At 38.5% G+C, this 18,529-nt stretch carries 19 protein-coding genes; 15 read left to right on the top strand and 4 right to left on the bottom strand.

What is annotated here, in order from left to right; all coding sequences use genetic code 11:
* Window positions 1–100 precede the first annotated feature (100 nt).
* The 3 genes from odhB (at window position 101) to LC455_RS02515 (ending at window position 1,854) form a co-directional block, all read left to right on the top strand.
* Window positions 101–1,354 (top strand): 2-oxoglutarate dehydrogenase complex dihydrolipoyllysine-residue succinyltransferase, encoded by a 1,254-nt coding sequence (odhB, locus tag LC455_RS02525; protein WP_223587979.1) that lies wholly within the window; start codon window positions 101–103, stop codon window positions 1,352–1,354.
* A gap of 23 nt (window positions 1,355–1,377) precedes the next feature.
* Entirely contained in the window at window positions 1,378–1,563 is a 186-nt protein-coding gene (locus LC455_RS02520; protein ID WP_223587978.1) for an aspartyl-phosphate phosphatase Spo0E family protein, read from the top strand.
* A 108-nt stretch (window positions 1,564–1,671) separates the two neighbouring features.
* Entirely contained in the window at window positions 1,672–1,854 is a 183-nt protein-coding gene (locus tag LC455_RS02515; RefSeq protein ID WP_223587977.1) for a 4-oxalocrotonate tautomerase, read from the top strand.
* 104 nt (window positions 1,855–1,958) lie between these two features.
* Here LC455_RS02515 and LC455_RS02510 read toward each other — a convergent pair whose 3' ends face one another.
* Entirely contained in the window at window positions 1,959–2,879 is a 921-nt protein-coding gene (locus LC455_RS02510) for a LysR family transcriptional regulator (protein ID WP_223587976.1), read from the bottom strand.
* 126 nt (window positions 2,880–3,005) lie between these two features.
* On the opposite strand from LC455_RS02510, the gene garD reads away from it, so the two are divergent.
* Window positions 3,006–4,523: a galactarate dehydratase gene (gene garD, locus LC455_RS02505; RefSeq protein WP_223587975.1), complete on the top strand. Its 1,518-nt coding sequence runs from the start codon at window positions 3,006–3,008 to the stop codon at window positions 4,521–4,523.
* A 64-nt stretch (window positions 4,524–4,587) separates the two neighbouring features.
* Here the strand turns inward: garD and LC455_RS02500 are convergent, their stop codons facing one another.
* Complete coding sequence (locus LC455_RS02500) at window positions 4,588–4,734, bottom strand: hypothetical protein (RefSeq protein WP_223587974.1); 147 nt, start codon at window positions 4,732–4,734, stop codon at window positions 4,588–4,590.
* 81 nt (window positions 4,735–4,815) lie between these two features.
* On the opposite strand from LC455_RS02500, the gene LC455_RS02495 reads away from it, so the two are divergent.
* Window positions 4,816–6,147 carry a hypothetical protein gene (locus LC455_RS02495; protein ID WP_223587973.1) on the top strand — a complete coding sequence of 444 codons (1,332 nt, stop codon included), beginning with the start codon at window positions 4,816–4,818 and terminating at the stop codon, window positions 6,145–6,147.
* A 40-nt stretch (window positions 6,148–6,187) separates the two neighbouring features.
* Here LC455_RS02495 and LC455_RS02490 read toward each other — a convergent pair whose 3' ends face one another.
* The gene (locus LC455_RS02490; RefSeq protein ID WP_223587972.1) at window positions 6,188–7,222 is read right to left on the bottom strand and encodes a CdaR family transcriptional regulator; all 1,035 of its coding nucleotides are present in this window, start codon (window positions 7,220–7,222) and stop codon (window positions 6,188–6,190) included.
* 532 nt (window positions 7,223–7,754) lie between these two features.
* Here LC455_RS02490 and dapA point away from each other — a divergent pair.
* The 8 genes from dapA (at window position 7,755) to LC455_RS02450 (ending at window position 15,753) form a co-directional block, all read left to right on the top strand.
* Window positions 7,755–8,651, top strand: a complete 897-nt coding sequence (gene dapA, locus LC455_RS02485; protein ID WP_223587971.1) for a 4-hydroxy-tetrahydrodipicolinate synthase — start codon at window positions 7,755–7,757, stop codon at window positions 8,649–8,651.
* A gap of 26 nt (window positions 8,652–8,677) precedes the next feature.
* A complete protein-coding gene (locus LC455_RS02480; RefSeq protein ID WP_223587970.1) occupies window positions 8,678–10,003 on the top strand; it encodes a gluconate:H+ symporter in 1,326 nt (441 codons plus the stop codon).
* Between the two features lie 154 nt (window positions 10,004–10,157).
* Window positions 10,158–11,045 carry a 2-hydroxy-3-oxopropionate reductase gene (gene garR, locus LC455_RS02475; RefSeq protein ID WP_263297652.1) on the top strand — a complete coding sequence of 296 codons (888 nt, stop codon included), beginning with the start codon at window positions 10,158–10,160 and terminating at the stop codon, window positions 11,043–11,045.
* Between the two features lie 30 nt (window positions 11,046–11,075).
* Window positions 11,076–12,428, top strand: coding sequence for a glucarate dehydratase (gene gudD / locus LC455_RS02470; protein ID WP_223587969.1), 1,353 nt, complete (start codon window positions 11,076–11,078; stop codon window positions 12,426–12,428).
* A gap of 72 nt (window positions 12,429–12,500) precedes the next feature.
* Window positions 12,501–13,625, top strand: coding sequence for a glycerate kinase family protein (locus tag LC455_RS02465; RefSeq protein ID WP_223587968.1), 1,125 nt, complete (start codon window positions 12,501–12,503; stop codon window positions 13,623–13,625).
* Window positions 13,626–13,754: 129 nt separating this feature from the next.
* Entirely contained in the window at window positions 13,755–14,441 is a 687-nt protein-coding gene (locus tag LC455_RS02460; RefSeq protein ID WP_223587967.1) for a FadR/GntR family transcriptional regulator, read from the top strand.
* Window positions 14,442–14,484: 43 nt separating this feature from the next.
* A complete protein-coding gene (locus LC455_RS02455) occupies window positions 14,485–14,961 on the top strand; it encodes a hypothetical protein (RefSeq protein ID WP_223587966.1) in 477 nt (158 codons plus the stop codon).
* A gap of 228 nt (window positions 14,962–15,189) precedes the next feature.
* A complete protein-coding gene (locus LC455_RS02450) occupies window positions 15,190–15,753 on the top strand; it encodes a DUF2062 domain-containing protein (RefSeq protein WP_223587965.1) in 564 nt (187 codons plus the stop codon).
* 60 nt (window positions 15,754–15,813) lie between these two features.
* Here LC455_RS02450 and LC455_RS02445 read toward each other — a convergent pair whose 3' ends face one another.
* Window positions 15,814–16,542: a GntR family transcriptional regulator gene (locus tag LC455_RS02445; RefSeq protein WP_223587964.1), complete on the bottom strand. Its 729-nt coding sequence runs from the start codon at window positions 16,540–16,542 to the stop codon at window positions 15,814–15,816.
* A 287-nt stretch (window positions 16,543–16,829) separates the two neighbouring features.
* Here LC455_RS02445 and LC455_RS02440 point away from each other — a divergent pair, with 287 nt between their 5' ends.
* Together LC455_RS02440 and LC455_RS02435 are read left to right on the top strand one after the other, a co-directional pair.
* The gene (locus LC455_RS02440) at window positions 16,830–17,138 is read left to right on the top strand and encodes a PTS sugar transporter subunit IIB (RefSeq protein ID WP_223587963.1); all 309 of its coding nucleotides are present in this window, start codon (window positions 16,830–16,832) and stop codon (window positions 17,136–17,138) included.
* Window positions 17,139–17,143: 5 nt separating this feature from the next.
* A complete protein-coding gene (locus LC455_RS02435) occupies window positions 17,144–18,514 on the top strand; it encodes a PTS sugar transporter subunit IIC (RefSeq protein WP_223587962.1) in 1,371 nt (456 codons plus the stop codon).
* Window positions 18,515–18,529: the final 15 nt, after the last annotated feature.

The raw sequence follows: 18,529 nt of genomic DNA, 5'->3' as shown, positions 1-18,529 counted from the left end.
AACACAGAAAAAACCAGTGGGATAGTCCCATAGAGCCACACCATCGTCACAAAACAAGTTTAATAGTGGACTTAACATATTTCACAGGAGGATTTGACACATGATTGAAATCAAAGTACCAGAACTCGCGGAATCCATTTCAGAAGGAACGATTTCACAATGGCTTATTAATATTGGGGATAAAGTTGCCAAGGGTGATAGTATCGTAGAATTGGAAACTGACAAAGTTAATATCGAATTGAATGCCGAAGATTCAGGGGTTGTCACAAAGGTATTAAAAGAGCCTGGTGATACGGTAGAAGTAGGCGATGTTATTGCCATTATAGAAGAGAATGCAGCTGAAGGCTCTGCTCCGGCTTCATCGACAGCAGCTCCTGAAAAACCGGCACAAGAAACGATCAATCAACCAAGCACCCAGCCTGAGCCAGAACTTCCGAAAGCTGAACGTCCGATTGCGTCGCCAGCGGCAAGAAAAATGGCAAGAGAGCTAGGAATCGATTTAAGCCAAGTACGCAGCAGTGACCCACTTGGAAGAATTAGACCAGATGATGTGAAAGCACATACTCAAACTCCTGCGGTACAGGAAGCGCCAAAAGTCGAAAAAACTAGCGCAAAACCAGCTGTACAAAAACAAATAGATGAAGATTTTGATAAACCAGTAGAACGCGTAAGAATGTCTCGCCGACGTCAAACTATCGCCAAACGTCTAGTTGAAGTTCAACATACTGCAGCGATGTTAACCACATTTAACGAAGTTGACATGTCTGCGATTATGAATCTACGTAATCAGCGGAAGGATGCCTTTTTCGAAAAACATGGTGTTCGTCTTGGTTTCATGTCATTCTTTACAAAAGCCGTAGTCTCTGCCTTGAAACAATTCCCGCTTTTAAATGCAGAAATTCAAGGAGACGAATTAATTCTCAAGAAGTTTTACGATATCGGAATTGCTGTTGCAGCACCAGAGGGCTTGGTCGTTCCAATCGTACGTGATGCCAATAAGAAAAACTTTGCCGAAATTGAAGGGGAAATCAGCAATCTTGGTAAAAAAGCCCGTGATAACGCCTTGACGTTAAATGACTTACAGGGTGGGACATTTACGATTACAAACGGTGGAGTGTTTGGTTCTTTAATGTCCACACCAATCTTGAATAGCCCTCAAGTAGGGATTCTCGGCATGCATAAAATCCAAACAAGACCAGTAGCAATCGATGAAGTAAGAATGGAAAACCGCCCTATGATGTATATTGCCCTGTCTTACGATCATCGGATTGTTGACGGAAAAGAAGCTGTCAGCTTCTTGGCAACAGTAAAAGAATTGCTGGAAGACCCACATTCCCTATTATTAGAAGGGTAAAAGCTTAAGGAGGAGCAAGATTCATGATGCTAAAGAATGCTCTTGACTTAAGGAAGGACATACGCGAACATCGAAATGCCTTGTATGTTTTGGCCAAAAGCAAAGGGCTGTCTCATCCGGAAGTCATAAAAATCAGCCAACAAATAGATAATGAAATTTCTTTGTTACAAAAAATAGTCCGGGATCTAAGCACTTTTAAGAAAGTTTAGCTGATTAGTTAAATATCATAAAAAACTAAACTACACAGTGATTTCACTTGTGTAGTTTTTTTATATACTCCAGTGTAATATAGTAAGGAACGAGGAAGGAGTGGTTAGATGCCGATTATTCATGTTCAAATGATGGAAGGAAGACCAAAAGAAAAAGTTGCCGAATTAATCCGTAACGTTACGAAAACTGTATCCGAAACATTAGATTCACCGAAGGAGAATATTAGAGTACTTGTCACTGAAATTCCTAAAACACATTGGGGAAAAGCCGGGGAACCAGTTGAAAAATAAATATAAGACGAATTTAAATGAAAAGAATGAAAAAATTATAATGGTGTAAAAAGCTGCTCTCAAAAAAATGAGAGCAGTTTTTTTGTAAAGAAAACATCCTTGACTTAACTATATTTCTCCATTTTTTTTAACCAATAGTCCCTAGCAATTTCAATCAGGTCTTTTGCAATATTACTTAGGTAGCTCCCCTTTTTATAACTCGCATATACTTCCCATCCTGGATTTTGAATAATAGAAAAATAGACGACATTAGGACTATGTTCTGCGTAAGTAAGCGGAAATACAGAGCAGCAAATACCCTCAGCGACCATTTTAAATAAATTATGACAGCTTCTGGTCTCTAGAAGAATATTTGGATTAAGCTTTTCTTCCATAATAAGATGATCATAGATTTCGCGAAGTGTTGATCCTTTTTGCATTAAAGCAAAAGAATCATATTCAAAATGTTTTAAATCAGTTTTAGGAAGTTTTTCACCCAGTTTTCCTCCTTTATCAGCAAGGGGGTGTGAGCTGGGAACAGCTAAAATAATTTCTTCAGAACAAAGATGGATATATTCGTCATTAGATTTTTGAGAATCTTGTAAAGTTAAGAAACCAAGATCAAGATTTCCTAATGAAATTTCATATTGTTGTTGTTTTACAGCCATTTCAATAGGTTCTATTTTTATATTTGGATATTTTTTATAGAAAATAGGATAAATGGTTGCAAACATTTCAGTTCCACGTTCCGGGGTTAGACCAATTGTTAATTTTCCTTTTTTTAAATCAATCATATCGTTTATTTGATTGTACGTATCTTTTTTAATTCGCACTATTTTTTTTGCGTTTTCCACATAAATTTTTCCTGCTTCTGTTAAGTGCCAATTGCTTCGAGAACGAACGAATAATTGGGTTCCAAGTTCATTCTCTAGTTTTAAAAGCTGCTGGTTTAAGGCTGACTGGGTAATAAAAAGTTTTTCTGCTGCTTTCGTTATATTATTTTCTTCGGCAATTTTAATCATATATTCCAGTTGTTTTGTGTCCATATTCGAGAATGTCCTCACTTAACTCTTAATTTTATTAAGAGAAATCTAAAATATATAACTTTTACTTTGTTTTGTTCTCAGATTACAATTTTTTTGAGGAAAGAACAAGAGTGAGGAGGCAAGACTGTGGGATTAAATCATTATATAAAAATCAATGAAAATGATAATGTTGCCATTACAGTTAACGCGATTCCATCAGGCACTATTGTGATGGAAGATATCACAGCTAATCATCATATTCCCCAAGGACATAAAATTGCTTTGCAAGATATAGCGGAAGGTGGAGCCATCATTCGCTATGGTGTTATTTTAGGTTATGCATTGCAGCCAATAAAAAAAGGTGATTGGATTAATGAGCATATGCTTGAACTCCCGATCCCACCTTCATTAGATGAAATGAAGTTTGCAACCAATTTGGTAACAAATTTGCCTCAATCGGTAGTAAAGACATTCATGGGCTATCCAAATTCCAATGATGGATACGCTGGAACCAGGAATATTTTAGGAATCGTCACAACGGTTCAGTGTGTAACAGGTATTTTGAATAATGCAGTCAAGAAGATCAAAGAGGAGCTTCTTCCTCTTTATCCAAATGTTGATGATGTTGTCTCTATTAATCATGCTTACGGATGCGGTGTAGCGATAAATGCCCCGGAAGCAGTTATTCCGATTCGTATGCTTCAAAACATGGTGAAACATCCGAATTTCGGGGGAGAAACCATGGTCATTTCTTTGGGGTGTGAAAAACTTACCCTGGACATGTTATTGGATGAAGCCTATATTTCTCCAGATAATGTGGTCATTCTACAAAATGTTAAGGGTCATGATGCAATCATAGCTGAAATGATGAACATGGCGGATAAAAAACTCAAAAAATTGAATCAACGAAAGCGTGTCGAACTTCCTCTCTCAGAATTATGTATCGGATTGCAATGCGGGGGCAGCGACGCTTTTTCTGGTGTAACCGCGAATCCGGCTGCAGGCTATGCGGCGGATATGTTAGTCCAGGCCGGTGCAACGGTAATGTTTTCTGAAGTAACCGAGGTGCGCGATGGGGTACATATTATTGGAGAACGCTGTGTGAACGAGGAAGTAGGACAAAAATTAGTATCAGAAATGAAATGGTATGATGAATATCTTGAAAATAGCAAAGTTGACAGATCTGCCAATCCGACACCTGGAAATAAGAAAGGCGGGCTATCCAATATTGTAGAAAAAGCGATGGGATCCATAGCGAAGTCAGGATCTTCGCCAATTGTTGAAGTTCTTTCCCCTGGAGAAAGACCCACCAAAAAGGGAATGATTTTTGCTGCAACACCAGCAAGTGATTTTGTGTGTGGTTCTTGTCAGTTATCAAGTGGAATGGCCCTCCAGGTATTTATGACAGGACGAGGAACTCCTTATGGCTTGGCAGCGGCACCTGTTATTAAAGTATGTTCTAGAAATGATATGAAAGATATGTGGGAAGATTTGATTGATATTAATGCGGGACCGATTGCCACAGGAGAAGCATCAATTGAAGAAATTGGAACATTACTTTTCAACGAAATTATCGATGTGGCAAGTGGACGAAAACAATGTTTAGCAGAAAAGTATCAACTTCATAACGATTTTACTCTTTTTAATCCAGCACCAATAACCTAATTTTTTTAGCCATAAAGAAACTGCTTCTCCAATTGTTAGGTTAAGTCTAACAATTGGGAGCAGTTTATTCTTCCCGTGTATTATTGTTCAGGACACTTTCGGCAAGCTCAATTTCTCCCCAATCCATCAAATTTTTTCTTTTGACTTGTTCGAGTAAAGAAAGGTTGCTATTGGTTTCTAATGAATTATCTTTTCCAGACTGCTTTTCCAAACGTAAGGACCTCCTTATGGATATAAATTTATTTTTTTAATAAAAACAATATTCTATTCAAACATCAAGGAGGATTAGTGTATGCGAAGTTATCTCATATTGGGGATGTGTGCATTATTTTTGGTACAATATTTTATTGAAGTTCAATGGCTTCAATATGTAGTTGTGGCCTTATCTTTATTTGCCTTTTTGGGGAGTGCATTTAAAGCAGACCGCTTTCCGCGTGTTTTGGGCCTAATCATGATGGCAGGTGGAATCATCATTGAATGGAATAAAGGTACGGGTGTGAACGGAATTAGTGAGGGGATCTTTTTAATTCTCCCTTTGCTTAGTTTGATTACATTAGCACCGCTTCTTTCCATTCCACTGAGGCTTGGCGGCTACTTTGAATCGGTGTCTGTTTTATTGCACAATTTATTGCATCAGCCCATAAAATTATATGCTGGGATAACAGGGACACTTTTTTTATTGGGGCCCATATTAAATCTGGGTTCCGTTCGAATTATTAATGAATTCCTAGAGGAGTTAAAACTTCCTTCGGCCATGTCCGCGAAAAGTTATCTTGTTGGCTTTTCCACTGCCGTTTTATGGTCGCCATATTTTGCATCGGTTTCACTTGTCCTTCATTACTTAAATGTTTCATTCAAAGAGTATATTGTTTATGGAATTGGCTTATCTTTGTTGTCTTTATTAGTTGGGAATATTTTGTTCGCTATTTGGGAGAAAAGGCATCCTTTAAAGGATGAAGCAGCAATAGTGGAACCACTAGAAAGGAATCATCGCAATCAGCTTATAAAACTAGTATTATTTGTCGTAGTCATTATGAATTCCTGTTTAGTAATCGAGAATTTCACGCATTGGTCCATGATTGTCATTGTTTTCCTTATTTCTATCATTGTCCCGCTATTGTTTGGTGTGTTTTCTGCAGATCGAAAGCGATTAATCTCGCCATTAGTGGATTTCCGCGACAGGACAGTACCAATGATGAACAATGAAATTATGCTATTTATGAGTGCAGGTATGTTAGCCTTTGCAATGAAAGGCACAACTGCCGCAAATGGCATTAGTTCCTTCCTGAGTGCTTTAGCACAGCAATCATTTTTCTTATTCGCCCTAGCCATCATGGTGATTGTTTTATCCATCACCTATATCGGCATTCACCAGATTGCTGCCGTAGGTGCCCTCGCTATGCAATTAAATGCGGCAGAATTGGGTATGAGTAATATTGGCTTGGCTCTTCTTTTATTGCTTACATGGTCTATTTCCACAGCGCTTAGCCCATTTTCGGGTCTAAATCTAATGGTCAGCCGATTTGCTGGCATTTCAGGGGTGCAAACAGGCCTTCGAGCAAATGGTCTTCATTTAACTATCATTGCTGTAATCGGAATTACCATTATTTCAATTATTGGATAAAAAATAGGCCTTCACACATTTTAGGTGTGAAGGCCTATTTTTAACTCATTTTATATTGGACATATCCAGCAAACAGTTGAAATAATTCAGTGAACTTTTTTGGGTTTTTGTTTGTGAGGATTTCAATTCTTTGTAAGCGATAGGCCAGACTGTTCCGATGAATATGTAATTCCTTGGAAATGGCATTCATATCGCCATTATATTTAATAAAGCAGATGAGTGTTTCTATCAGCTCTTGGCCTTTTGGATTTTCATCCAGCTCCTTAAATAAATAACTCATTTCAGCTAGGGAAATATCTTTTTTTGTTAAATAATCATAAAATTTCAACTCTCGATAATAGCAAAGGGTTTGTGGAAGTTCCATTTTCTCTGCTATTTCAATCGCACGGTTAGCTTCCTCAACGGACTTTGCCGTATGTGTCTCATTGCTCCCAATTCCGACTCTCGTATTGTCAGGGGAAATAGATGTCTCTAATCTTTTTACTATATCACTCTCACTAGGTACGATAAATAATAGGGTATCTGGGGTTAGTTTAAAGGTAAATTCCTGGTCAAGTAAGTAAGGGACGTTTTGTATGCTTCCCTTGACAATAACTGCTTTTCTTACTAATGAAAGGTTAATCCCGATGGCTTCGCCGCTATTCATAAAGGCAGTATCATATTCATCTTTCCTAAATATCCATTGATATAAAAATTCCTCTTTCATTTGTTCTTTTACTCTGCGCTCTTTAAATAAAAATTCTTGATTGATTAATAACTCAGATGTAACGCGGACCAATTCTGCAAAGGGTTCAACAATATTAGGGTCACCGCTGATACCAATTACGCCCATTATTTTATTTTTATAGCGGATGGGAATATTTACTCCTGGCTTTGTTCCGCCATCTGTATCATAGATTGCAACAATGGTGCCTCGTTCAATTGCTGAAATGGCACCTTGGTGATAAGTGTTGATCCTTTCTTCATCACCGCTTCCGATAATCAATCCAATTTCATCCATAATATTTACGTTATAAGGGATAACTTTCATTACTTTATCGGCAATCTCTTGAGCCAGCACTTTGTTCATTTTCATTTTGAGAACCTCCACAAAATTGTTCAATTGCCCAAAAAAATATTCAATTTATTATGAATTTGAATGATGATTTATTTGTAAGACAATTATACAATAAAAATGTAAACGGTTACTCGAAATGCTAAAAATTTTTAAAAAAGTTGGATTCATCGTCACTAAATATACGCTTGACTAACTTTTATTTCTAATATTCAGTGATGATCCCAACAAAACCTTTGTTCAAATGCCTAATAAAATGTAAACAAATTTCATTCAGTTGAACGAAGTTATTTTCTTCAAAACCGTTTACGATAGATACGTGAAGAGTTTCACAAACCAATAAACTTGGAATCGTGTCTTGAAGTTGGAACAAATTTCGCATAATTGTTTGGACTGTAAAGGTTATTATTAGATTACAAAGTTTTAAATAGCATTAATCGACATAATAATCCTTTTTATAAAAACAACGTATGTGAAGTTGTTCGCAATTAAATCATTTTTCAAATCTGTTATCTGAACTGCAAGAATAGTTGAGAGTTAGGAGGAGTCAATCATGTTTAGGCCAGAAGGAGTCATTCCAGCATTAGTAACACCTTTGGACAAAAACGGAAAATTGATGGAAGAGGCGCTAAGAAAAGTAATTGATTACACCATTGCAGGTGGGGTCCATGGACTATTTATTTTAGGGAGCAGCGGCGAAATTTACGGTTTAACACCTGAGCAAAAACGCCGCGTCGTGGAAGTAACAGTGGATCACACCGCTGGAAGAGTTCCAGTTTATTGTGGGGCTAGTGAAATCACTACGAGAGATTGTATTCAAACAGCTCAAATGGTGAAGGAAATTGGCGGCGTATCCGCATTATCGGTCCTAACTCCATATTTTATGTCACCTACTCAAACGGAGTTAGTTGAGCACTTTAAAGCGATTGCCAGGTCAACCGACTTACCAATTATTCTTTATGGGAACGAAGCCCGCACCCAAGTGAAAATTGATGTGAAGACTTGCGAAGAACTTAGTAAGGTAGACAACATTATCGGTATTAAAGACTCAAGTGGAGATATGACGAAGACAGCTGAATACTTACGGGTCACTCCTCGCGAATCATTTTCGGTTTTACTAGGACGCGACACACTCATTTATGCGGGTTTATGTCACGGCGCGACTGGTGCGATTGCAAGTACAGGAAATATTGCTCCGAGATTAGTAGCTGATATTTACAACACATTTGTGGCCGGTGACTATCAAAAATCACTAGAATTACAGTTTAAACTTGCTCCCTTACGATTAGCTGTCGATAAAGCAACATTCCCTGTTGTGTTAAAGGAAGGTTTAAGAATGGTAGGAATCGATGTAGGTTACGCCTTTGGTCCTGCAGCAGAGATGAGCCCTGAAAATAAGCAATTATTAGCTAATGTATTAAAAGACTTAGAGCTTTACGAAATCTATTAATTTTCCTAAGGGAAGGAAGAAAAAACATGCCACTATTGTATGTTGCCTTAGCAGTTGTCCTTTTACTAGTTTTAATGATTCCGCTAAAAATGAACGGGTTCGTTGCTCTTCTCTTAACGTCTTTATTTGTCGGTTTCCTTGTAGGAATGCCATTGGATAAGATTTGGGAAACCATTGGTGATGGTCTCGGAGGTCAGTTGGGCGGCACGGCTCTTATTGTTGGACTTGGGGCGATGCTTGGAACAGTGATGGCTGATGCGGGAGCTGCACAGCGGATTGCTACAACTTTAGTAGACAAAATGGGCATTAAACGAGTTCAATTTGCAATATTAATCGCTGCCTTCGTACTTGGCGTAACCATGTTTTATGAAGTAGCTTTTGTGTTATTAATTCCACTTGTGTTTGTCATTGTTCGTCAAACAAAGTTAAATCTCTTATGGGTTGCTTTACCAATGTCGATCGGGTTATCAACGTGTCATAGTTTTCTCCCGCCACACCCGGGGCCAGCAGCCGTTGTTGGCGTCTTCCATGCAGACATGGGTTTAACTCTTTTATATGGTTTAATTATTGCTATACCTGTAGCTTCTTTTATCGCAATTACTTGGCCTAGACTTTCATTTATTAAAAAGATTAATCCAGTGATTCCGGAAGGCCTTATTACGAACAAAACGTTTAAAGAAGAAGAAATGCCATCCTTTGTATCAAGTATTTTCGTTGCTCTAATTCCAGTGGTACTTATGGCGATTGATGCTATTTCAACTTTATTTTTACCAGAAGGCAACGGTTTTAGGCACGTAATGGATTTCATCGGTTCATCAGAAATGGCATTATTAATTGCCCTGTTGATTTCTATGTGGCTTTTAGGACCAAAAATTGGCCGTCCATTAAAAGATGTTATGCAGTCTTGTTCTAATGCTGTTAAGCCAATGGCAATGATCATCTTGGTTATTGGTGCGGGCGGCGCATTTAAGCAAGTTCTTGTTGATGGTGGAATTGCAGATTATATCAAAGATATAACAGCTGGCTGGAATATGTCTCCAATCATTCTAGCTTGGATCATCGCTGCTCTCTTACGGATTGCTCTTGGTTCAGCAACGGTAGCTGTTATGACTGCTGCTGGGATGGTACTACCTATCGCTCAAGCGTCAGGAATAAGCATGGAATTAATGACTCTTGCGGTTACATGCGGAAGTCTTGCATTCTCTCACGTAACCGACCCAGGATTCTGGATGTTTAAGGAATACCTTAATTTATCGGTCGGTGAAGCAATAAAAATAAGAACAACCTATACAACCACACTTGCTATCTTGGGGTTAATCGGGGTATTAATTCTTAATATGTTCGTCGGATAATTACGATCTTTTGAGTCAACCGGGCAGCAAATACAGCAATATGGCCCATTATATTGGGAGTTTGCTGTCCGCTATGGTTTCAAAATTTCTAAATAAGAATGGTACTTACTTGTACCGCTCTTTAAATAAAAAAATTTGTAGGAGTGAATAAATAATGAAGAAAATTGGATTTATTGGACTAGGAATTATGGGTAAACCAATGAGCAAAAATTTAATCAAGGCTGGTTATCAGTTAATTGTTAGTGATTATAACAAGGATGCAGTAAAAGAACTTGAACAATTAGGAGCAGAAGTAGAATCAACTCCAAAGGCGATCGCTGAAAAAGCTGATATCGTGATCACAATGCTTCCCAATTCTCCAAACGTAAAGGAAGTTGCTTTAGGTGAAAATGGTCTTATTTATGGAGCACACGAAGGTTTAATTTATGTGGATATGAGTTCTATTGCACCTGCAGCATCACAGGAAGTTTATCGAGCACTAGTGGAAAAAGGAGTAGAAATGCTGGATGCCCCAGTAAGCGGCGGTGAGCCTAAAGCAATTGATGGAACGATTTCTGTAATGGTTGGCGGCAAGAAGGAAGTATTTGAACAAGTTCAAGAAATATTAGCAGCTATGGCTGGATCCGTTGTACACGTTGGTGAAATCGGTGCTGGTAATGTAACAAAGCTTGCTAACCAAGTAATCGTTGCGTTAAATATTGCAGCCGTATCTGAAGCCTTTGTGCTAGCTCAAAAAGCTGGAGTAAACCCAGAATCTGTTTATCAGGCAATCCGTGGCGGCTTAGCAGGAAGTACGGTTCTAGATGCAAAAGCACCAATGATGCTAGATAGAAACTTTAATCCAGGCTTCCGCATTAATTTGCATATAAAAGATTTGACCAATGCATTGGAAACAAGCCATGAATTTGGTGCTCCAGCTCCATTAACAGCCGCTGTACTAGAAATGATGTATGCCTTAAAAGTAGATGGACATGAATTCGATGATCATAGCAGTCTATTAAAATATTATGAAAAATTAGCAAATGTGGAAGTAAGCCGATAATATAAAACCATTTAGATTGGAGAAATCACGATGAATACCGTACAAAATGTTGTTAATGTTACTCCAGTTGTTACAGAAATGGAAGTATATCCTGTTGCCGGCCGTGATAGCATGCTATTAAATCTTAGCGGTGCACATGGAGCTTATTTTACTAGAAATATTGTCATTTTGAAGGATAGCAACGGTAATGTTGGTGTAGGGGAAGTACCTGGCGGGGAAGGAATTCGAAAAACCCTGGAAGACGCAAAATCAATAGTTATTGGATCTTCTATAGGTAATTACAATAATATCTTAAATAATGTAAGAAAGACGTTTGCTAGTCGTGACTCAGGCGGCCGTGGATTACAAACTTTTGACCTGCGGATTACCATCCATGCTGTAACTGCAATTGAAGCTGCCCTCCTTGATTTATTAGGAAAGCATTTACATGTACCTGTGGCTGCCCTATTGGGAGAAGGTCAGCAGCGTGATAAAGTAAAAACGCTAGGCTACTTGTTCTACATTGGCGACCGGAATAGAACAGATTTACCTTACTACAGTAATCTTGAATCTGACGTGGAATGGTATCGTATCCGCCATGAAGAAGCACTAACACCGGAAGCTGTCGTAAAACTTGCAGAAGCCTCTCAAGCACTTTATGGCTTTAAAGACTTTAAATTAAAAGGCGGCGTGTTAGAAGGTAAGGAAGAAATCAAAGCGATTAAAGCTCTAAAAGAAAGATTCCCAGATGCTAGAATTACTTTAGATCCTAACGGCGCTTGGTCCTTAAAAGAAGCAGTGGAATTATGTAAGGATATGCATGGTATTCTAACTTATGCAGAAGATCCATGCGGTGCTGAAAATGGTTACTCTGGCCGCGAAGTAATGGCAGAATTTAGAAGACAAACTGGACTTCCAACAGCAACGAATATGATTGCCACGGACTGGCGTCAAATGGGGCATACGATTTCTTTGCAATCTGTTGATATTCCACTTGCCGATCCACATTTCTGGACCATGCAGGGTTCTGTTCGTGTTGCGCAAATGTGTAATGAATGGGGTCTAACTTGGGGCTCACACTCCAATAACCATTTTGATATTTCGCTTGCTATGTTTACTCATGTGGCTGCAGCAGCACCTGGCGAAATCACAGCCATTGATACACATTGGATTTGGCAGGAAGGTATTGAGCGATTGACGCAAGACCCATTCCAAATCGTGGATGGTCATTTATCCATCCCTAACAAACCAGGCTTGGGTGTTGAAGTGGATATGGATCAAATCCTGAAGGCTAATGAACTATACAACAACATGGGACTTAACTCCCGTGATGATTCAGTAGGTATGCAATTCTACATTCCGGGCTGGAAGTTCGATAACAAACGACCTTGCCTTGTACGATAACAAATCTAAGGGGTGGCTGATTGGTCATCCCTGTTTTTTCCAAGCTAAAATAAATGAAAAGGACAGATTATAATGAAGTTTGTGCTGGCGCCTGATTCATTTAAGGAAAGTATGACGGCGAAAAAAGCTGCCCTTGCAATGGAAAAAGGAATTAAGAAAGTTTTTCCTGATTCGAATTGTGAGATAGTTCCGATGGCGGACGGCGGTGAAGGAACGGTTGAATCGCTCGTAAGTATGACGAATGGTGAATTGGTTAAGACAGAGGTCCTTGGACCTTTAGGAAAACCAGTGATGGCGGTATATGGTCTTTTAGGTGAAAGGCAGACTGCGGTCATTGAGATGGCAAGTGCAAGCGGGCTTGAATTAATCAAACCAGAAGAGCGAAACCCATTGTTGACCACAACCTATGGTACTGGCCAATTGATCAAACATGCCTTGGATAAAGGTTTGAGCAGATTTTTGATTGGAATTGGTGGAAGCGCGACAAATGATGGCGGATTAGGGATGCTCCAGGCACTTGGTGTCTCGTTTAAAGATCAGAACGGAGAAGAACTATCATTTGGCGGTGGAGCACTAAATCAGCTGCATACCATTGATGTAAGCGGAATGGATGAAAGATTGAAAACCGTCAAAATTGATGTAGCGTGTGATGTAACCAATCCATTGATTGGTGATAACGGTGCCTCAGCCATTTTTGGTCCCCAAAAAGGCTCGACACCTGAAGTTGTCCAAATCCTTGATCAAAATTTAGCTCATTTTGCCGATATAATAAAACAGCAAATGGGTAAGGATATTGCCTTAGTTAACGGTGCAGGTGCAGCAGGTGGACTTGGTGCCGGATTAATGGCCTTTTTAAACGCACAGTTAAAAAAAGGTATCGACCTTGTTATTGAATATACTGCTCTAGAGGCTCGCATCAAAGGTGCTGACTATGTTTTTACTGGTGAAGGCAGTATTGACGGGCAAACCTTGTTTGGCAAGACACCATACGGGGTAGCTTCCATTGCGAGGAAACATTCTGTTCCCGTCATTGCTTTTGCAGGAAGGATTGGCTCTGGAGTGGAGCCATTATATGATAGTGGATTTACGGCGATTGTCGGCATTTTAAACGAAGTGTCAACCTTAAAAGATGCATTGGATAATGGTGAAGCAAATTTGGCATTTTCATCTGAAAACATTTGCCGTTTATTGAAATAAAAAAATAATATCTTTTCGATTGTTTGAAGCTGCCAAGTTTTTGGCAGCTTTTTGCATCATTTAGTACAAACAGTTATGGAGATATTATATAATTAGTCTTACAAATATACATATACGAGGAAAGAGCATATGAGTGATTCTCCAAAAAAAATTACATTCGAATCGGTGAATCGTAATACCCTGGCAAAACAGGTCCTGGAAAGCATTGTCCAGCTATTAATATCCGGTCAATTGAAACCGGGAGATAAGCTTCCGACTGAAATGGAATTGATGGAAATTCTAAATGTTAGCCGCCCCGTCCTGCGTGAGGCCCTCAGTTCACTAGAGTCCTTAGGCGTTATAACACGTAAAACGCGTGAAGGTACTTTTTTTAACAATAAGATCAGCAGTCATCCATTTACGATCATGCTGGCTCTTGCCTATGACAATCTGCCGGCAATGGTTGAGGCCCGAATGGCACTGGAATTAGGTTTAGTGACAATGGCTGCTGAAAAAATTAATGAGGACCAGCTTGCTACATTAAAACAAACAATTGATTTTATTGCTAATAATAAAGACAAAGACTATGGTGAAGCAGATATTGAGTTTCACCGGACGATTGCCCTAAGTGCAAATAATCCGATCGTCGAAGGTATGATAGATTCTTTAATAGTTACACATGTGAAAATAAATAGTGAAATTAAAATTCGTGAACCGGAACGAACTATTCAACATCATACTGCGATTTACGAGGCATTGGCAAAAAGGGATCCGTTCGAGGCGTTTCATCAAATGTATTTACATTTGGATTATGTTAGACAAAAAGTGTTAAAATAATCAAATATAAGAATATGGTATTTATTATCGTCTGGAGGCAAATATGCTAAATTTTGAAGAAAAACTTGCAATTATAGAAGAATTTCCTGAACTTGAGAGAGTAAATGTTTCGCTTGGCAGGGTTAATTTCCAATTTAACGAAAGTGTTTCCGATAAGAAAAATGTTGTTTATCACCTTCATCCAAATGGAAATGGCTTTGTTTATGCTGGCCGGCTGCAAAATTATCAGACTAATGATAAAGGCATGGCAAATATCCGTGACTTTTCTGCGAAAGAATTAAAACAAATCATTAAAGAATCCATCATTAGCTTAACTGCTGTTGAAAAACCGGTGTCAGAGACGGCAATTATTGGGGAAAATCAAGAAGAACGCTGGGTTAACGCAGAAAATGAACAACTTCTTTTAATAAATGAAGACGAAGCTTGGAATATTTATTTTGGACTTAACCTGGAAGAAACCTTCAGCACTTATGAGGAAGCTGAGATGTTTTTAGTTGAAGAAGGCTTTAAACGCAGTTAGTTCTATGGACCTCTTTCCTAAAAATTGGGCGGAGGTTTTTTAATATTTAAGAAAATTAAAAATCCCCTGAAATTGTTAATTTTCATTTTAGAACAAAAGGCTTATTTTATGCTATATTGTAAGTAAGAAGAATTAATTTCAAGTGACAACGCTTTAGAGTTTAGGCCTGGCCTTGAATAATTTACTTTAACTAAAATGACTATACTTATTTTCAAGACGGGGTGACCTATGAAGATAAATCAAAAAAAATATAATATTCTCACACGAATTGGAAGGGCTTTTAAGCTGAATTATGTAAAGCTTTTACGGTCTTCAGGAGGGGCAAAAAAGGTATCGTTAGGGTTTGCGATTGGATTTGCTTTAGAAATGTTAGTGATTTCAACAGCATCACTTATATATATATTATTCATTCCGGCAGTACGTTTGGCTAAAGGATCTTTACCCGCGTCTGTTATTGGCAACGTGATTGGAAAGCTTACATTCTTACCAATCATTTTATTACCCTTTGCTAGAAAAATAGGGAAGTTAATCCTGCCAATGAAAGTTAGGGTTGGGCACCATACACCATTCTCGTTTCAAAGTTTAATGCATGGCGATTTCCGTTCATTATTAACGCTCCTGCATGGAGGAGTTCATGTTTTAATCGGTATGACTTTTTTCGGGATTGTTCTAGGAATAGCTTCTTACTTTGTTGTTCATTACCTTTACGAAACGGAAAAAAACAGAAGATTAACAAAAAGACGTACGAAACATTCACTTCAAAAAAATGTACCCAATAAGAATTTCGTGTAATAGTAAATAGGATCGATGTAAAGGAGCAATGAATAAATCATTGCTCCTTCTTTTTTATCGTTAGTAATTTCGTTCAATGACAAAATGGGCCAAATCACCACGGTAGATGGTTTTTGAAAATTCTATGATTGATCCATCTTGAAGATAGGCAAAGGTATCAAGTACAAAGCATGGATCACCGATTTTAATATGGAGTTTTTCAGCTGCCTCCTGGTCTGCGATAAACAACTCAAGACTTTCTATGGTCTTGTCAATTTTTAATCCAAATTGAGTTTCCAATTGGTTATATAATGATTTTTCACACCCTTGTTTATTTAAAGCCGGCGTTTTATACCAAGGTAAATAAGCGGTTTCATACTGAATCGCTTCTTCATTTACATACCGGATTCTTTCAAGGACATTAACAGGATCACCTTCTGGAATCTTTAATTGCTCACTTAGAAATTCGTCTGCAGGTATCACATCTAATTGCAATACCTTGATTAATGGTTTTTTTCCCTGCATTGAAATTTGACTGGAAAAATGGTCAACCGTAGTAGTTAAAATTTGTTTTACTTTATTTGCCGATACGAATGTTCCGCTGCCCCGTTTACGATAGACATAGCCTTCCACTGTCAATTGTTGTAAGGCAGTTCGAATGGTTGTCCTGCTTACTCCGTATTTTTCGCAAAATTCTGCCTCTGTCGGCAGCTGAGAGTTTGGTTTGTATTCTCCTTCGTTTATCAACTGGATGATTGCATCCTTTACCTTAAGGTGCAGCGCGCTTCCGTCTTTTACATCTTCAATCATTTTGAACTTCCCCCTCAATATCTATAGAATATCAAAAAACTGGAAGGAAATGTACTAGTAAAATACAAATTTTTATATTTGTTATTACAAATATAAAAAATAATAACAAATGATTTAAAATTGTATTGTAAATATTCTGAATTGTTATTACAATGGGTATAACATCGCATATAGCTTTATCTGAAATTGGTTTCATTTTTGCAATCTGGTGAAAGGAGGTTCCTATAAACAAAACATGCTTTTGCAATCATTTAAAATATGTAATCGCTTTCACAAGGGGGATATGAATGAACATTTTATTATGCTGTTCAGCTGGTATGTCTACGAGTCTATTGGTTGCCAAAATGGAAGCTAGCGCAAAATCCAAAGGAATAGAGTGTACCATTTGGGCCGTGGGCTCTACTGAAATCAATGAACAAATCAATAAGGCAGATGTATTGCTTCTCGGACCGCAAGTTCGCTATATGCTTTCTCAGCTAAAAAAGACAGGAGAAAAGCTGGGGATTCCGGTTGAATTGATTAACCCGATGCATTATGGTCTTTGCAATGGAGAGGAAGTTTTAAAGCAGGCCATTCAATTAATAAAAGGGGAGTAGATACGATGATGAATTTTATCGATAAATTTATTATGCCTTTTGCAAATAAATTGGGGAACAATCGGCACCTTCTAGCTATACGCGATGCATTAGTCGGGATGATCGCTATTACCATGATCGGTTCCTTGGCAGTGCTCCTAAACAATCTAGGAAAAGTCCCAGGGATCGGAAAATATTATGAAAAACTAATGGTATCCCTTTTCGGGGAAACTTGGACAACATTAGGCGGGGATATATGGTGGGGCACCCTTGCTTTTATGACCATCTTCGCGGTTTTTGGAATTGCCTATAAATTGGCAAGGTCTTATGGAGACGATGGTTTTGAAGCGATGCTTGTTGCTGGAGCAGCCTTCTTTGTTCTCATTCCTCAAGTTGCTAACGTATCGATTACGCCTGAGGGCGGTGAAGCTGTAACAGGCAGTGCCTGGGGGTTTATTGGCTGGAATTATTTCAATGCAACGGCATTATTCACTGGTATTATTGTTGCGATTGCTGCTACTGAAATTTTTGTCCGTTTAGCTAAAGTTAAGTATCTGGTCATTAAATTACCTGATGGCGTTCCGCCGGCAGTATCACGATCATTTGCTAAGCTCCTCCCTGGAATGGCAACGATTTTTATCATTGGATTGTTTGGTCTAGTTTTACGCAAATTTATTAGTGACGGAGTTTATTTAAACGACTGGATCAATAAAGTACTTGTTTCACCTCTCACAGGCGCAGTGGACTCCATCCTGTTTGCTATTTTAATCGTATTTTTGGTACATGGCTTTTGGATTCTTGGTCTTCACGGACCAAACATCCTTGGGGGAATTACCACTCCTTTAATGACAAAGCTGGGGCAGGAAAATGTCAACATGTATGCCCAAGGTGTAGATGATTTAAGCAAATATCACGTCCTATCTGGCTCATTCTTAGATGCTTTTGTCTATTTAGGAGGTTCAGGAGCCACATTAGGCTTGCTTGTAGCCATGATTATTGCCGGTCGAAGGCGTAATAAGCAATTAATTGCCTTAGGTACTCCTCCGGGGATATTCCAAATTAATGAACCCATTCTTTTCGGATTGCCGATTGTATTAAATCCCATCTGGTTTATTCCTTTCATCTTAGGACCAATTATTATGACCATTGTATCTTATCTATCTATCAGCTTAGGTTTGGTCCATCCCGTTGTCGCAGATATCCCTTGGGTAACACCAGCAATCGTGGGCGGCTTATTAGCAACCGGAGGACATATTTCCGGCGCGATTTTAGCGGCAGTAAATTTAGGCATATCGATCATTATATATTTGCCTTTTGTTATTGCTCAAGGACGTATGAATGCAAGGAGAGAAAAGGTAGAAGAAGCATCACAACCTAATAACACATTAAATATCTAATCGAAGCAACCAGAG

It is taken from the genome of Neobacillus bataviensis (genome assembly GCF_019969725.1).
The sequence above is the reverse complement of the archived record's forward strand: the minus strand, read 5'-3'. Positions and strand labels throughout refer to the sequence as shown.

Coding starts and splice junctions, on each gene's coding strand:
- odhB (WP_223587979.1), top strand. CDS start 101: ATGATTGAAATCAAAGTACCAGAACTCGCGGAATCCATTTCAGAAGGA.
- LC455_RS02520 (WP_223587978.1), top strand. CDS start 1,378: ATGATGCTAAAGAATGCTCTTGACTTAAGGAAGGACATACGCGAACAT.
- LC455_RS02515 (WP_223587977.1), top strand. CDS start 1,672: ATGCCGATTATTCATGTTCAAATGATGGAAGGAAGACCAAAAGAAAAA.
- LC455_RS02510 (WP_223587976.1), bottom strand. CDS start 2,879: ATGGACACAAAACAACTGGAATATATGATTAAAATTGCCGAAGAAAAT.
- LC455_RS02495 (WP_223587973.1), top strand. CDS start 4,816: ATGCGAAGTTATCTCATATTGGGGATGTGTGCATTATTTTTGGTACAA.
- LC455_RS02490 (WP_223587972.1), bottom strand. CDS start 7,222: ATGAAAATGAACAAAGTGCTGGCTCAAGAGATTGCCGATAAAGTAATG.
- dapA (WP_223587971.1), top strand. CDS start 7,755: ATGTTTAGGCCAGAAGGAGTCATTCCAGCATTAGTAACACCTTTGGAC.
- LC455_RS02480 (WP_223587970.1), top strand. CDS start 8,678: ATGCCACTATTGTATGTTGCCTTAGCAGTTGTCCTTTTACTAGTTTTA.
- garR (WP_263297652.1), top strand. CDS start 10,158: ATGAAGAAAATTGGATTTATTGGACTAGGAATTATGGGTAAACCAATG.
- gudD (WP_223587969.1), top strand. CDS start 11,076: ATGAATACCGTACAAAATGTTGTTAATGTTACTCCAGTTGTTACAGAA.
- LC455_RS02465 (WP_223587968.1), top strand. CDS start 12,501: ATGAAGTTTGTGCTGGCGCCTGATTCATTTAAGGAAAGTATGACGGCG.
- LC455_RS02460 (WP_223587967.1), top strand. CDS start 13,755: ATGAGTGATTCTCCAAAAAAAATTACATTCGAATCGGTGAATCGTAAT.
- LC455_RS02455 (WP_223587966.1), top strand. CDS start 14,485: ATGCTAAATTTTGAAGAAAAACTTGCAATTATAGAAGAATTTCCTGAA.
- LC455_RS02450 (WP_223587965.1), top strand. CDS start 15,190: ATGAAGATAAATCAAAAAAAATATAATATTCTCACACGAATTGGAAGG.
- LC455_RS02445 (WP_223587964.1), bottom strand. CDS start 16,542: ATGATTGAAGATGTAAAAGACGGAAGCGCGCTGCACCTTAAGGTAAAG.
- LC455_RS02440 (WP_223587963.1), top strand. CDS start 16,830: ATGAACATTTTATTATGCTGTTCAGCTGGTATGTCTACGAGTCTATTG.
- LC455_RS02435 (WP_223587962.1), top strand. CDS start 17,144: ATGATGAATTTTATCGATAAATTTATTATGCCTTTTGCAAATAAATTG.